11 protein-coding genes are annotated in these 14,315 nt (G+C 73.8%); 4 read left to right on the forward strand and 7 right to left on the reverse strand.

From position 1 onward, the window contains the following. Positions 1 to 18 precede the first annotated feature (18 nt). From car to ACFCY1_RS01215, 3 genes are all read right to left on the reverse strand, one after another. Positions 19 to 3,561, reverse strand: a complete 3,543-nt coding sequence (gene car / locus ACFCY1_RS01205; protein WP_375873085.1) for a carboxylic acid reductase — start codon at positions 3,559 to 3,561, stop codon at positions 19 to 21. Between the two features lie 93 nt (positions 3,562 to 3,654). Further along, positions 3,655 to 4,365 carry a FadR/GntR family transcriptional regulator gene (locus ACFCY1_RS01210; RefSeq protein WP_375873086.1) on the reverse strand — a complete coding sequence of 237 codons (711 nt, stop codon included), beginning with the start codon at positions 4,363 to 4,365 and terminating at the stop codon, positions 3,655 to 3,657. A 70-nt stretch (positions 4,366 to 4,435) separates the two neighbouring features. Beyond that, on the reverse strand, positions 4,436 to 4,963 hold the full coding sequence (locus ACFCY1_RS01215; RefSeq protein WP_375873087.1) for a hypothetical protein: 528 nt from the start codon (positions 4,961 to 4,963) through the stop codon (positions 4,436 to 4,438). A gap of 112 nt (positions 4,964 to 5,075) precedes the next feature. On the opposite strand from ACFCY1_RS01215, the gene ACFCY1_RS01220 reads away from it, so the two are divergent. Continuing rightward, positions 5,076 to 5,942: a GNAT family N-acetyltransferase gene (locus tag ACFCY1_RS01220; RefSeq protein WP_375873088.1), complete on the forward strand. Its 867-nt coding sequence runs from the start codon at positions 5,076 to 5,078 to the stop codon at positions 5,940 to 5,942. 114 nt (positions 5,943 to 6,056) lie between these two features. Here the strand turns inward: ACFCY1_RS01220 and ACFCY1_RS01225 are convergent, their stop codons facing one another. Further along, positions 6,057 to 6,896, reverse strand: coding sequence for a helix-turn-helix domain-containing protein (locus tag ACFCY1_RS01225; RefSeq protein ID WP_375873089.1), 840 nt, complete (start codon positions 6,894 to 6,896; stop codon positions 6,057 to 6,059). Positions 6,897 to 7,127: 231 nt separating this feature from the next. On the opposite strand from ACFCY1_RS01225, the gene ACFCY1_RS01230 reads away from it, so the two are divergent. From ACFCY1_RS01230 to ACFCY1_RS01240, 3 genes are all read left to right on the forward strand, one after another. Beyond that, positions 7,128 to 8,603 (forward strand): MFS transporter, encoded by a 1,476-nt coding sequence (locus ACFCY1_RS01230; protein ID WP_375873090.1) that lies wholly within the window; start codon positions 7,128 to 7,130, stop codon positions 8,601 to 8,603. A 233-nt stretch (positions 8,604 to 8,836) separates the two neighbouring features. After that, positions 8,837 to 10,825: a hypothetical protein gene (locus tag ACFCY1_RS01235; protein WP_375873091.1), complete on the forward strand. Its 1,989-nt coding sequence runs from the start codon at positions 8,837 to 8,839 to the stop codon at positions 10,823 to 10,825. Positions 10,826 to 11,010: 185 nt separating this feature from the next. Then, complete coding sequence (locus tag ACFCY1_RS01240; RefSeq protein WP_375873092.1) at positions 11,011 to 11,499, forward strand: SitI3 family protein; 489 nt, start codon at positions 11,011 to 11,013, stop codon at positions 11,497 to 11,499. 110 nt (positions 11,500 to 11,609) lie between these two features. Here ACFCY1_RS01240 and ACFCY1_RS01245 read toward each other — a convergent pair whose 3' ends face one another. From ACFCY1_RS01245 to ACFCY1_RS01255, 3 genes are all read right to left on the reverse strand, one after another. Then, positions 11,610 to 12,017 (reverse strand): hypothetical protein, encoded by a 408-nt coding sequence (locus tag ACFCY1_RS01245; protein WP_375873093.1) that lies wholly within the window; start codon positions 12,015 to 12,017, stop codon positions 11,610 to 11,612. 279 nt (positions 12,018 to 12,296) lie between these two features. Beyond that, positions 12,297 to 12,974, reverse strand: a complete 678-nt coding sequence (locus ACFCY1_RS01250; protein ID WP_049649771.1) for a response regulator transcription factor — start codon at positions 12,972 to 12,974, stop codon at positions 12,297 to 12,299. Beyond that, positions 12,971 to 14,245 carry a sensor histidine kinase gene (locus ACFCY1_RS01255; protein WP_375873146.1) on the reverse strand — a complete coding sequence of 425 codons (1,275 nt, stop codon included), beginning with the start codon at positions 14,243 to 14,245 and terminating at the stop codon, positions 12,971 to 12,973. The genes ACFCY1_RS01250 and ACFCY1_RS01255 overlap by 4 nt, the downstream gene beginning before the upstream one ends. Positions 14,246 to 14,315: the final 70 nt, after the last annotated feature.

Raw genomic sequence — 14,315 nt, forward strand, 5'->3', positions numbered from 1 at the left:
GCGGCCACGGGGGTGGTGTCAGACCAGGCGGTGCGCCCGGAGGTCGGCCACGTACTTGGTGATCAGGTCCGGTGACAGCCGGGGGATGTCGTTCCCGTCGCCGAGGGCCGCGGCCCGGACCGCCGCCCGGAAACGGTCCGCCGGCAGGGCGGATCCGGCGACCGGCTGGGCCGGCTCGGCGAAGGCGTGCAGCAGCGGGAGCAGCGAGTGCTGCCGCCGGCGGTCGGGCAGGCCGTGCAGGGCGGTCTCGAAGCGCTCGATCCACTCGGCGTGGTCCTGGACGCGGGTCAGCGGGTGCCCGGCCGCCGCCAGCCAGTCGACGACGGTGTCGAGCGAGATGCCGTCGTCGTGCGGGTTGACCACGTTGTACGTCCGGTAGCCCTCCCGTGCGTCGTCGCCGAGCGCGGTGACGGCCCGCGCGGTGAAGTCCACCGGGAGCGCGTCGTAGTGCGCGCGGCCGTCGCCGGTGCCCCGGGCGTAGAAGCTGCCGGGTGCGACGCCCGTCGCCAGCAGGCTCAGCACGAGGCGGGTGAAGACGTCCGGGACGTTGAGCTGACCGCGGTAGCGCGGGTGCGCGAGGATCATGTTCGAGCGGAAGACGGCGACCGGCAGGCCGAACCTCTCGTGCGCCTCGCGCAGCAGCACCTCGCCGGCCCACTTGCTGGCCGCGTAGCCGTCGGCGTAGTCACCGTCGAGGTCGCGAACCCCGCCGGCGGTGCGGATGTCCGCCCACTCGTCGGCGGCCGCCGCGTTCCCGAAGACGACGGCGACCGTCGACAGGTAGGTGAACCGCTTGGTCCGGGAGGTGACCGCGAGCCTGATCAGTTCGGCCGTTCCCAGCACGTTGGGGCCGAACAGCTGGCCGTAGGGCAGGACGTGGTTGACCTGTGCCGCCGGGTGGACGATCAGGTCCACGGTGTCGGCCAGCCGCTGCCAGGTCTCCTCGTCGAGCCCGAGACGCGGCTCCCCGATGTCGCCGGCGACCACCCGGAGGTGCCGGGCGGCGGCCGCGCGGTAGCGCTCCACGAGATCCGGGTCGCCGCTGTCGAAGGCCGCGTCGAGCCGGGCCCGGGCCTCCTCGGCGCAGGAGCCGCGGACCACGCACACCAGCGTGCCGCCGCGCTCCGCCACGCGCTCCAGCCATTCGAGGCACAGGAAGCGGCCCAGGTAGCCGTTGGCGCCGGTCAGCAGGACGGTCCGGGCCTCGGGCAGCGGACCGGCCGGCTTCCGCCCTTCGGCCTGCTCGACGGTCCGCGGGTCGAGGAACGCCTCCAGCCGCAGCTGGGCCGCGTCGAGCCGCGTCGCGTCCGGGCCGTGGACGCTGTCGGCGGTGGGACGGCGGTGGTCCGCCGCGAGCGCCCGCTCGACGTGATCGGCCACCTGCCGCAGCGAGTTGACCGGGTTGACGATCACGTCGACCGGGACGTCGACGTGGAAGATCTCCTTCATCAGCTGGGAGAAGGACAGCGCCGTGAGGCTGTCGCCGCCGAGTTCGAGGAAGCGCGTGTCGGGCTCCACGACACCCTCGTCCAGTCCCAGGAGCGCCTGCGCGGCCCGGAGCACGGTCGCCGGCAGCGGCTGGTCGGTGCCGGCCTGACGCAGCGTCCGGAGTTCCTCGGCCTCGCGGTCGGACAGCTCGGTGTACAGCGCTTCGAGACGCTCGCCGTACCGCTTCGTCAGAGCCGGCCGCAACGGCTTGCGCACCCCGGAGAGCAGCCCGTTCTCCTGGGTGAACGGCTCGGTCTCGACGAGCAGGTCCCGGGGGATCTCGTAGGAGTTCAGCCCAGCCTCGGTGGCGGTCTCCCGCAGGGACTCCCGCAGGACCGCCCTGAGGCGCCGGGCGTCCCCGTCGACGCGGTCGAGGGCGTCCCGGGTCGGCACGACGACCGCGAGCAGGTAGGCGCGGGCGCCGCTGCCGTACAGGAAGACCTGCCGGACGGCCGGGCTGCCGGTGAAGAGCGCCTCCAGGCGGGAGACGGCGACGAACTCGCCCTGGGACAGCTTGATGACGTTGGAGCGGCGGTCGACGTACCGCAGTTCGTCGGGGCCGAGCCGGGCCATGATGTCGCCCGTGTGGTAGAAGCCGTCCTCGTCGAAGACCTCGGAGGTGGCGTCCGGGCGCCGGAAGTACCCCGGGACGAGCCGCTCGGACCTGATCAGCAGTTCGCCCCTGGGGTACGGCGTGTCGGTGCCGAAGTATCCCAGCTCGGGCACGTCGACCAGCTTGTGGTCGGTCACCGGCGGGCGCTGCACCCGGCCGTCGAGGAAGACGACCCCGCCCTCCGTCGACCCGTAGCCGTCGATCAGCCTGACCTGGAAGCAGTCCTCGACGAAGGCCGTGGTCTCGGCGCTCGGCGGGGCCGAGGCGCTGACGGCCGACAGGAGGCGGCCGCCCATGACCTCCTCCCGCAGCTCCTCCATCACCTGCCCGGCGCTCACCTGCTCGGCCGCGTCGCCGCCGGTCCCGGCCAGGCGGGACAGCTCCGCCCGGTAGTGCTGGAGGAGCAGGTCGGAGATGCGGGGCACCATGAGCAGCTCGGTGGGACGGACCAGGGAGAGGTCCTCGAGGAGCGTCGACAGGTCACTGGACGCCGTGAAACAGGCGAGGCCCCCCTTGGCGAGCGTCCCGAACAGCGCGCCCCTGCCCATCACGTGGCTCAACGGCAGGAAGTTGAGCACGATGGCGGGCCGCACCGGCCGGCCGGGCACGTAGTCGAGCCAGAAGCTCCGGACCAGACGCTCGGTGTACACGGCCCCCTTGGGGGTGCCGGTGCTTCCCGAGGTGTAGATCAGCGAGCTCAGCGTGTCGGGCGCCGATCCGTCGGGGACCCGGGGGAGCGGCGGCAGCGCCCTTCCCCGCTCGACGGTCGACGCCAGCGTGTCCAGGGCCACCCCGCGGCCCAGCGCCGCGAGCCGGGCGCGCGCGGACTCCAGCTCCTCCTGGTGGGCGGTGGCCTCGGGCCGGTGGCCGATGACCACGATCCTGCCCAACGAGGCGGCGTTCGCCGCGAGTTCGAGCGCGACGTCCAGCTGGTCGACGTCCACCACGAGCAGGCGCGGTCCGGCCTGCTCGACGACGGGGGCCAGGTGCGCCGCCGAAGCCCCCGACTGGAGCGGGACGGACACCGCGCCGGAGCGGACACAGGCCAGGTCCGCCACGGCGTACTCGGCGCTCGTGGGCCCGAGGAGGGCGACGAAGTCGCCGGGGCCCAGCGGATGTTCGGGGTGGTGGCGCCACTCGGAGGCCACCGCGCCCACCCGCTCCCGGAGTTCGCCGTAGGTGAGCGTGTCGAACCGCGGCAGGAGGCGCAGCGTGGTGCGGCCCGTCTCCGGGTCGGTGACCGGCTCGGTGGCGCGCTCGCCCAGGGCGGGACGGTCGGCGTACGCCTCCAGCACGGTGGCCACCAGCTCGGCGAGCGGCAGGTCGGGGCGGCGGATCGCCTCGGTGACGGCGTCCAGGGGCGCGGTGTCGCGGAACTGAGGGTCGGTCGCGTACAGGTGGGCGCTTCGTCGGTCGGTACGCGCGTCGAGTTCGTCGGCGGGGAGGTGCGAGAGGGACACGAATGATCTCCTATGCAGCCGAGAAAATCCTGTTCAGGTGGACGGTGGTGCCGTTCGTATGGGGTGATCGGATCAGTCGGGAGGGCTGCGGGCTCAACGCTCCTCGGCCGCACGCGCGTCGGCGATCTCGTGGTCGCGGGTGAGCCGGACGATCGCGGCGGCGGCCTCGCGGGCGCCGCCCTCGTCCCGGGTCTCGATCGCGTCGACGAGCCGCCGGTGCAGGCCCCCGTGCTCCTCGGCGTGGGCGGCGTTCCAGGTCGGGCCCCCCAGGTGCGAGGTGAGCGCCGTGCCGAGGTGGTCGTACACCTCGATCAGCAGGGCGTTCCCGCTCGCCCGGACGACGGACCGGTGGAAGAGCGCGTCGACGTCCGTGGCCGCGGAGGCGTCCTCGCCGGCGGCGGCCGCCTCGGCGTCGGCCAGCAGCTCCCGCAGCTGCCGTACCTGCCCCTCGCTGCGGCGCAGGGCCGCGGCGCCCGAGGCGTACTCCTCCAGAACGGTCCGCAGCTCCAGCACGTCGTCCCGCTTCGCGGAGCCCGCCCGCCGCACCATCACCGACTGGAGCTCGCTGGAGGAGCGCACATAGGTGCCGTCACCGGCTCTGGGCTCCAGCAGGCCGAGGTGCACCAGCGCACCGATCGCCTCCCGCAGCGTGCTGCGTCCGACCCCGAGCTCCTCGACGAGGGCCTGCTCCGGCGGGATCCGCGTCCCGACCGGCCAGCCCCCCGTCTCGATGTGCGAGCGGAGGCTCTCCACGAGCTGGGCGGACAGGCTGGCCGTGCGCCGCGGCGCGCTGATGCGTGTCATGGGAGGACCATATACAAACATCAGACATTTGAACATCGTCTCGTCGGCCCGGGGCCCCGGGTACGGAGCGTCACTCCTGGTAGCAGCACCCGCCGTACTCGTCGCAGTCGTACTCGATCCCGCCGTCGGAGCTGTGGGTGCGGCTCAGCCTCCGGTCGTCCACGGGGCAGATCGGGACGAAGGACGGATTGACCTGGAGGAAAGTCGAGTCCTTCAGGGAGAATACGGAATTGACGACGTCGAGGCCGTGTTCGCGGATCCCCTGCTGAATGAAGTCGAATGCGTCGTAGACATGGCCGCAGCCGCACGTGATCGGGGTGCACCTGAAATTCTTCACCCTGACGCCCAGCTCCACCCTGATCCTTTCGGTTTCCTCGGGGGATATCGGGCGGAGTCCTGTGCGGCGGATCCGCTCCGGAGTCCAGAACCGCTCCTTGACGAGCGCGGCCTGGGCGCGGGTCAGGTAGAACGAGGCCGTGACGCCACTCGTGATCGTGGCGAGGACGATGTCCGCGACGGCTTCGTCGTTCGCTGAGGTCACCACCTTTCCGGTGGCGACCATTCTGTCGATTTCCGCTAGCAGCTTCATGGTGTCCACTTCCTTATTGTCAGTATGCGACCTCCCGCAAGTGCTCACAACCACCAGGAGAATTACCGGCCGGCCGGTAAACGGGTTGCGGAAATCCTGGGCGGGGTGTCAGATTCCGGCCATGACGATTGTGCTGGGAACGCCGACCGCGGGCGGGGTGCGCGAAGCCATGGGCGCGCTGCGGGAGTGGCAGGACGACGGAGCGCCGATGCAGCTGCACGCGGGGGACATCGGCTGGAACTGTCGGTTCGGCACGGCTGAGACGGCCGCGGTGGTGCGGACCTGGAGCCGGGACGGGCGGATCCTCGCCGTCGGGATGCTGGACTCGCCGACGGCGCTGCGGATGACGGTCGCTCCCGACGCCTTCCGGGACGAGGACTTGGCACGGCGGCTCGTCGAGGACGTCTCGCTGCCGGAGCGCGGCGTGCTGCCGGAAGGCGCGGTGTCCGTCGAGGCGCCGCTGGGCCTGCTGCTCCACGACCTGCTGACGGAGGAGGGCTGGGGCGTCGACGAGCCGTGGACGCCGCTGTTCCGCGACCTCGCGCAGGCGGTGGAGGACCCGGGCGTACGGATCAGGGCGATCGGCCCGGAGCAGGCGCAGGACTTCGCCGACGTACTGCGGTCGGCGTTCGGCACCTCGCGGCCGACGCGCACGTACTGGCAGGGGATATCGGCGGGGCCGTACGCCGCCGACGCCCGCTGCCTGGGCGCCTACGACGACCGGGGCAGCCCGGCGGCGGTGGTGACGGTCTGGTCGGCCGGCCCGGGGAGGCCGGGGCTGGTCGAGCCGATGGGCGTCCACGAGGACCACCGCGGTCGCGGCTACGGCCGGGCGATCACCCTCGCCGGGGCGGCCGCGCTGCGGGAGCTGGGCTCGTCGAGCGTTCGCGTGTGCACACCGAGCTCCAACGTCGGCGGCGTCGCCACGTACCGGGCGGCCGGGTTCGAGGCGCGGCCGGAGATCGGCGACCGGATCCGCAAGGCCTGACACCGCTACGGCCCGGGCCCTTCGGCCGAGGCCGTCGGCCGTCGGCACGCCCGGTGAGCCGGCCGGGCGCGCCCTCGTCCTGCCGACACCAACTGGTTCCGGGCGTGGGCCGGTTCAGCGGTCCGCCGCGGCCTGCCGCAGGGCGCGGTGGCTGGGGGAGCCCTCGGCCGCGGTCAGGACGACGAGTTCGAGATTGTGGGTGCCGGGGATGACGTAGGCGGTGTAGTCCAGGTCGAGCCGGCCGGCCCGGGGGTGGTGGAAGCCGTGGCTGCCGGTGGCCGGGCCGCGGACGTCGTGTTCCTCCCAAAAGGCGGCGAACCGGCTGCTGCGCGCCGTCAGTTCGGCCACGAGGCGGTTGCCGCGTTCGTTGTGGGGGTCGGCGGCCAGGGCGTGGCGCAGGCGGTGGACGTTGCCGCGTGCCGTCTTCTCCCAGTCGGTGAGGAGCCGGGGTGCCCGGGGGTCGCAGAAGACGAACCAGGCGAAGTTGCGCTGCTCGGGCCGGAGTTCGGCGTAGTCGAGGAGCAGCCAGGCCTCGGCGTCGTTCCAGGCGAGGATGTCGCGCATGGGGGTGACCACATGGGCGGGCCACGGGGTGATCGAGGCGAGGAGCCGCAGGGTCGCCTCCGGCACGTCCGGGGCCACGGCGGCCGGGCCTGCCTGATGGACGGGGTTTCCGGTGGCGAGGCGGTGGAGGTGGCGGCGGGCGTCGGCGTCGAGCTGCAGGGCGGTGGCGAGGGCGTCCAGGACCTCGGGGGAGGGGCGGCGCTGACGGCCCTGTTCGAGCCGGGTGTAGTACTCGGGGCTGATGCCGGACAGGGTGGCGACCTCGGCTCTGCGCAGTCCGTTCAGCCGGCGGGTGCTGGTGCGGGGCAGACCGGCGGCCTCCGGGGTCAGTCGGGCCCGGCGGGTGCGCAGGAAGTGGGCCAGTTCGGGGAGTGCCGCTGATGGTGCCATGCGGCGAGTATCGGTCGCCTGGCGGCGCGGGGGGTAGCCCTGTCAGGGCCACCCCCGGCGGGGCCTGCCCGCGGCGGTGTCTCGTCGCGGTGCGCGCGGCGGCGCAGAGTGGCTGCCGGGGGCGCCGCGCGACGCGGGCGGCCCTGGTCGCCGACGGGCCGGTTCCGGTGTGTCGGCGCGTTCGCGCGTCCGTCGTTCCCGGAGCGCGTCCTTCGTCCTTGGAGTCCGTCCATGCCCGCACGTCCCGGCGAACCGTTCTCGCCTGCCCCGCCCATGCCCGTACGGCCCGTACGTCCCGGGGGACCGGAGTCCGCCGGCCCGGGGCCCGAAGCCCCGCCGTCCGTCCGGTACGCGCCCCTGGCGGTGCTGAGCGCGGCGGCGGGCCTGGACGCCGGTGGTGTCGCCGTCCTCAACAGCGCCCTGCCCTCGGTGGGCGCCCGCTTCGGCACTTCGGCGCAGAACCTGTCCTGGGCGGTGACCGGCTACGCCCTCGCGTTCGCGGGGCTGCTGCTGTGCGGCGGGGCGATGGCGGACCGGCTGCGGCGTCGGCGGGTGCTGGTCGGGGGCCTGGTGACGGTGGCGGCGGGCGCCGCGCTGGCGTTCGCGGCGCCCGCGTTCTGGGCGGTCGTGATGGGGCGCGTGCTGCAGGGCGCGGGGGCGGCGATCACCATGCCGGCGGCCACGGCCCTGCTGACCTCGGTCTATGCCGACGGGCCGATGCGTTCGCGCGCGCTGGGCGTGTTCTCCGCCGCGCAGGCGGGCTGCTACGGGGCCGGTCTGGTCCTCGGCGGCGTGGTCACCGGCGCCTTGGGCTGGCGCTGGGTGTTCGCGCTGCAGGCCCTGGCGGCGGCGATCACCGCCGTGGCCGCCGTGCGGTGGCTGCCACCGGGTGAGCGGCACCGCCGGGGCTCCCTGGACGTGACGGGGGCCGGGGCGCTGGTGGCGGCGATCGCCCTGACCGTCCTCAGCGCGGACCTGGCCTCCCGCCCCGGCGGCGGCCCGCTCGCGGCCGCGCTGCTGGCGGCCGCCGTGGCCGGGGGTTGGCTGTGGTGGCGCCGCGGGCGCACCCGGGGCGGGGACGCGGTCCTGCTGGACCGGGACCTTCTGCGCACGCCGGGCGTGCGGACCGCGGCGGTGGTGGCCGGCGCGTTCTACTTCTGCGTCACCGGGTCGCTGTTCCTGCTGCCGCTCTACCTCCAGCAGGTGCGCGGCATGCCGCCGGCCGTCTCGGGCCTCGCGGTCCTCCCCGTCAGCCTGGCCGTGGCCGCGGCCGCCCTGGTCTCCGGGCGGCTGATGAGGACCCGCGGACCGCGCCCGCTGCTGGCCGCGGGCCTGCTGCTCACCGCCGGCGGCGTGCTGCTGTGGTGCGCGGCGGGGGAGCACAGCCCGTACCTCGGACCGGTGCTGGCCGGCCTGGTCGTCACCGGCATCGGGCAGGGCCTGGCCTTCCCCGCCATCACCGTCACCGGTCTGCGCGAGGTGCCGGACCAGGCCCACGGCACCGCCTCGGCGGTCACGGCCACCGCCCTGCAGATCGGCAGCGGCATCGGCCCCACCGTCCTCGCCGGCATCGCCCAGAGCATCGGCGCGGCGGGCCACGGCGAGCTGTCCCTGGGCGGCCACCACCTCGCCTACGCGGCGGCGGCCGTACTCCTGCTGCTCGTCGGCCTCCCGGCCACGGCCCGTCTCGGCAGGCGGGGCGGCTGACGGTGCCACGGTGCCGGGCGCCGAGTGCCGGGTGAACCCGAGGGGAAGGCCCCGCCCCAGCGCGGTGAAGTCTCGGTGGTCGTGACCCGGGATTTGCATGAACCAGTCAACAGGGCTGTCCGTCAGTGCTATGTTACCCGGCGGTTCGAGAGTCCGTGCGACGACTCCGAGCTGTGCGTCCCGCCACAAGTCACCACTGCCCCAGCACCGTTGACCCCGAAGGGACCCTCCACGTGACCGTGCGCAAGCTGACGCTGTCAGCCGCGGCGACAACCACCGTGCTCCTCCTCTGCGGCGCCGCCCTCACCGGGGCGGCGGCCTCACCGGCCGCCGCGAGCACCACCGCGACCACCTCGACGACCGCGCCCTCGACCACCGCGCCGACCGCGCCCACCGACCCGTCCGCCTCGTCCGCCGACCCGAGCACGTCGGCGACGCTGGCGCCCCCGACGTCCGGCACGGCCGCGGCCACGGTGGCGGCCCCGGCGCAGGGCAGCGCGCCGGCGACCGCCACCACCGCTCCCGTCCTCGCGCTCTCCTCCTTCGACCCGGGCACCGGCACCGCCGTGCTCGCACCGGCCACCGCAGGTCCGCAGTCGCTGTCCGCCCAGGCCACGGCCGCTGACGCCGCGTCCGCCGTCCAGCCCGGGCAGCTGATCGACAGCCCGCCCACCCCGGCGGCCCCGCACGGCGCGCTGGTCGCCGTCACCGGTGTGCAGTCGACCGCCGACGGGAAGGTGGCCGTCACCACCCGCCCGGCCACCCTCCCCGAACTGCTCGGCGGCACCAGCACCAACCTGCGCAGCGCCGTCAGCCCGAGCAGCTTCGAGGTCCACCCGCAGATCGGCGGCGTCAAGGTCGTCACCGACTTCGGAGCGACCTCCGGCCAGGGCTCCGTCTCCGGCAGCCTGGGGCTGAGCGCCGACGCCACCGTCCCGCTGCCCGACGGCAGTTCGGCGAAGCTGTCCGGCTCGGTCTCGCTCCACCCGGCGATCGACTTCTCCTACCAGGGCGGCCTCGGCCTCATCGACCCCCAGCAGGCCCGGGTCGGCTTCACCCTGGGCGCGCACGCGGACTGGCGGGTCAGCGCGAACCTCTCCGCGAGCACCGGGCCGGTCCGGATCCCGCTCGCCACGTACAGCGCCAGCCCCGTGGTGATGGTGGGCCCGCTGCCCGTCGTGATCAACCTGGCCTTCACCCTCTCCGCCGACGTCAGCGCCGACGGCACCGTCACCCTCGACGCCGAGCAGGCGTACGACGGCCAGTGGGGCGTCCACTCCGACTACGTCAAGGGCCCGGGCTGGACCACCACCACCGACCCCGGGAACTCCACCGTCTCCCCGCTGCGCCTCGACCTGAGGGGCTCCGCCTCGGCGAAGGCCGGCCTGCTCGCCGAAGGCTCGATCGCCCTGTACGACACGGTCGGCGTGAAGGCCTCCATCGAGCCGTACCTGCGGGCCGCCGTCAACGGCTCCGTCGTCCTCGACGGCACCAGCACCACGCCGACCGTCAACGGCACGGCCGCCCTCTACGGCGGACTCGACATCAACGGGGCGCTGATGGCCCGGCTCGCCATCCTCGGCACCCCGATCCTCGAGGCCGACCTGCCCTTCCTCGCCTTCCACCGCGAATGGCCGCTCGTCTCGGTGGGCGCCGGGCAGTCCCCGGTGCCCCTGGTGAACTGGACCGCGCTCAGCGCCGGCCTGTTCGACGACAACCGCTCCGCCTACCTCAAGACCCGGCCGGACTGGGACCCGCGCGCGCTCAAGGCCTCCTGCCCGGACGGCACCCGGCTGATCGGCCTCAGCCACGGCGGCGACAACGGCCTGTGCACGGACGTCACGAAGCCGGACCTCTGGGACGCCGGCCACGCGTACGTCGTCGACCACGGCGGCACCTACGTGACCACCGACTGGGCACCCGGCTACGCCAAGGCCCAGTGCCCGGCCGGCTCCGTCCTCACCGGCTACAGCCGCGACGGCCGCACCATGGGCGCGCTCTGCGCCAAGTCCGCGGCCCCGCTGGGGACATCGACCCGCACGCTCTGGTTCGACAAGGGCGACAACCGTCCCGCCGCGGCCGCCGGCGGCGACTTCTCCTACGGCTTCGCCAAGGGCCAGTGCGCCAACGACGAGGTCGCCGCGGGCCTGGCCTACACCCAGCCCTGGTGGCAGCTCTGGGCGGCCCGACCCTACGCGCTGCTCTGCCAGAAGCTCGCCTGACAGTGAGGACGTGACGTGGTGATGCCCGCCGGGGCATCACCACGTCACCCCGCCGTTCCGTGGACAACCGCCCCGTGATGACACGGGGCGGTTGTCCTGTGTTCGGGGCGGGCACGACCATCACGGTGATCGACATGTACGGCAAGGTGGTCTCCCTCAGCCCGTAGAAAGAGGGAGGGACGGAGATGGCGATCTCCTACAGCCTCGACCTGGTGACCACGTGGACCACGGCCGGGGTCGCCCGGAGCCTCACCGACGCCGCCCGGCCGATGCGGCTCTTCGACGCCACCGCAAGCGTCGACACCCTGCTCGGAGACGGCGCGCTCACCGAGCACGGCACCTGGATCCGGGTGACCCCTTGCAGGCCCACTCCCTGGAGGGACCCGCGGATCGGCGGCCGCGTCTTCACCCCGACCGTCTCGGTAGCGTTCCGGCTGGGCAAGCACACCGACATCCCCGGCCAGCAGGACGACATGGCCCGCCTGACCGACGGCCTCCTCGCGCAGGTGCCCGGCGACGCGGTCCTGCACCTCGACTACGAGGATGTCTGGCTGGTGCGCCAGGACGGCGAGTTGGTCCTCAACGAGCGCTCCGACCTCTGGCCGCCGAACCGCCTCGCCGCCCTCCCGAGGACCTACCGCCGCCGGACGCACGAGTTCACCGACTGGGACTGAACCCCGTGGAACTGACGGAGTGCTTCCAGCCTCGGTTGTCCGGTCTCCATACGGCCCGGCCGCTGCCTGATGAACTCGGCAGGTCGGGGCCCGCCTGAACTTCGCTGTCGCTACTTGGGGGCGGTGAAGGAGTAGGTGGCGGTGCCCTTGAACGCCTTCCCGTTGTCGAGCTTGCCGAGTTCGAACTCGAACGTACCTCCCCGCAGTCCGTCGAACGTGGCCCTGTAGCCCTCGTGGCACAGGATGGTCTCGTGGCCGAGGTCCGTGTTGATTCCATCGGTTCGGCGCAGTGTGACGGTCATGTCCGACTTGGGGTGGTCGCAGCTCTTCACAGTGAAGTGGATGTTGCCGTCGCCGGCCTCGAACTCCGGGGTGATCCACAGGTGCTCGTACTCGAAACTGACCGTTCGGCTTGCCGCGTAGGCCTGTGAGGCCTGGGTGACGGCGAGGACCGCGGCACAGCCCGCGGCCGCCGCGATGCGTGCCAGGTGTCGCATCCCGAAACGAGAGCGGTTCATATGGCCTCCCTGTCAGCGTGTACAGCTCCTGGGCTCATCGTCTCGGAGAGGGGCCGCACCGGATATCGCACATGCGGGTGAAGGTGGGCAGTCCGGCGTTGACCGGAGCCCGGTCGGCGGGAGCGATTGCGGATCGAGGGAGGGGCCCTGAACGAGCGAAGACCGTCTCCACCCCAGCGGGCCGCCATCGCGGTGCCGTGGGGCGGATATCACGCCCGGCCCGGTTCTCCGGGCCGGGCTTCGGCGCGCGCGGCAGGGGCGGCCGGGGCCGGGCGGCCGTCAGACGGGCGGGTTGGGGCGGGTGAGGCCGCGGTCGTAGGCGAAGATCACGGCCTGGACGCGGTCGCGGGCGCCGATCTTGGCCATCACGCGGCTGACGTGGGTCTTGACGGTCGACTCGGCGAGCACGAGGCGGCTCGCGATCTCGTTGTTGCTCCAGCCCTGGGCGACGGCGACGAGGATCTCGCGCTCGCGGTCGGTGAGGGCGTTCAGCCGGCTGTCCTCGACGGGGGCGGCGCCCGGCGGTCGGGTCGGCAGGTGGTGGGCGTACGCGTCGAGGAGGCGCCGGGTGATGGCGGGGGCGACGACGGCGTCGCCGACCGCGACGGCGCGGATCCCGGAGAGCAGCTCCTCGGGGCGGGCGTCCTTGAGGAGGAAGCCGCTGGCGCCGGCCCGCAGGGCGGAGTGGGCGTACTCGTCGAGGTCGAAGGTGGTCAGCACGAGGACGCGGGAGCGGCCGCCGGTGGCGACGATCCGGCGGGTGGCCTCGATGCCGTCCATGCCGGGCATGCGGATGTCCATCAGGACGACGTCGGGCCGCAGGTCGGCGGTGAGCCGGACGGCCTCGGCGCCGTGGGCGGCCTCGCCGACGACCTCGGTGTCGGGTTGGCTCTCCAGCAGCATGCGGAAGCCGTACCGCTGCAAGGGCTGGTCGTCCACGATGAGGAGGGTGGTCACGCGGGGCCGCCTGTCGGGTCGGGGGTGAGGTCGAGTACGGCCTCCACGGTCCATCCTGCCCCGGGCCCGGGGCCCGCCGTGACGGTGCCGCCGTACAGGGCCGCGCGTTCCCGTATGCCGGCGAGGCCGTGGCCCTCGCGGGGCGGCCGGCCGGGGGCGGACGGCGGGGGGCCGTCGGGCGGGCCGCTGTCCCGTACGCGCACCCGCAGCCGGTCGTCCTCGGAGGTGAGCGTGACGTGGGCCCGGGTGCCGGGGCCGGCGTGCTTCAGGGTGTTGGTGAGCGACTCCTGGACGATGCGGTAGGCCATCAGCTGGACCCCGCGGTCGAGGGCGTCGAGGTCTCCGGCGGCCGTGTACACCACCTGGGGGCCGGCCGCGCGGATGCGGGCGCACAGCCCGTCGACGTCGGCGATGCCCGGCTGCGGGGTGAGTTCGGCGTCCTCGCCCTGGTCGCGCAGGACGCCGAGCATCCGCCGCAGCTCGCCGAGCGCCTGGCGGCTGGTGTCGCCGATCAGCAGCAGCGCCTCGCGTCCGCGCTCGGGGGAGGCCTCGGCCGCGTAGGCGCCGCCGTCGGCGAGGGTGACGATGACGGACAGGTTGTGGCCGATGATGTCGTGCATCTCGCGGGCGACCCTGGTGCGCTCGGTGACGGCGGCCAGCCGGCTGCGCTGGTCGCGCTCGATCTCCAGCCGGGCCGCGCGTTCCCGCAGCCCGGCGAGCTGGGCGCGGCGGATCCGTACCGCGATGCCGAGGGCGACGGCCGCCGTCGCGGCGCTGAACAGGAAGAACAGCGCGTCGCCGACGGGCAGCCCGGAGGACACCTCCGCGGCGACCAGGGTGCTCGCCGCGGCCATGGCCGCGCACGCCCAGGCCAGGTGCCGCAGGCTCCCGTGCAGGGCCAGGCTGTAGAGGGCGACGAGCAGGGCGGCGTCGGCCCGCAGTGCCGCGCCCGTGGACCACTGGACGACGAAGACGGTCATGATGGCCGCGAACGCCGCCGTCGGGCGCCGCCGGCGCCACAGCAGGGGCAGGACGAGGCCCGCCTGGAGGGCGAGGGTCGCGGCCAGGGGCAGCCGGGTGAAGTGGATCCGGTGCTCGCGCGCGTGGTCGACGTCGCCGTGGAGGAGGTCCGGCAGGCCGAACATCAGGAGGACCATGACGACCACGGCGGTGTCCAGGACCCACGGGTCGGAGCGGTCGGCCTGCCGGATCCGCTGGCCCAGGCGGGCCAGGCGCGCGAAGGCCGGGTGGGAGGGGAGCGGGTCGGGCACGGGCGGCGGCGCGGACGGGACCGGTCCCCGGGTGTCGAGGTGGCTCACGGTCGTCACCTGTCGTACGAGG

The organism is Kitasatospora sp. NPDC056273, from assembly GCF_042268845.1.
Lineage (GTDB): Bacteria > Actinomycetota > Actinomycetes > Streptomycetales > Streptomycetaceae > Kitasatospora.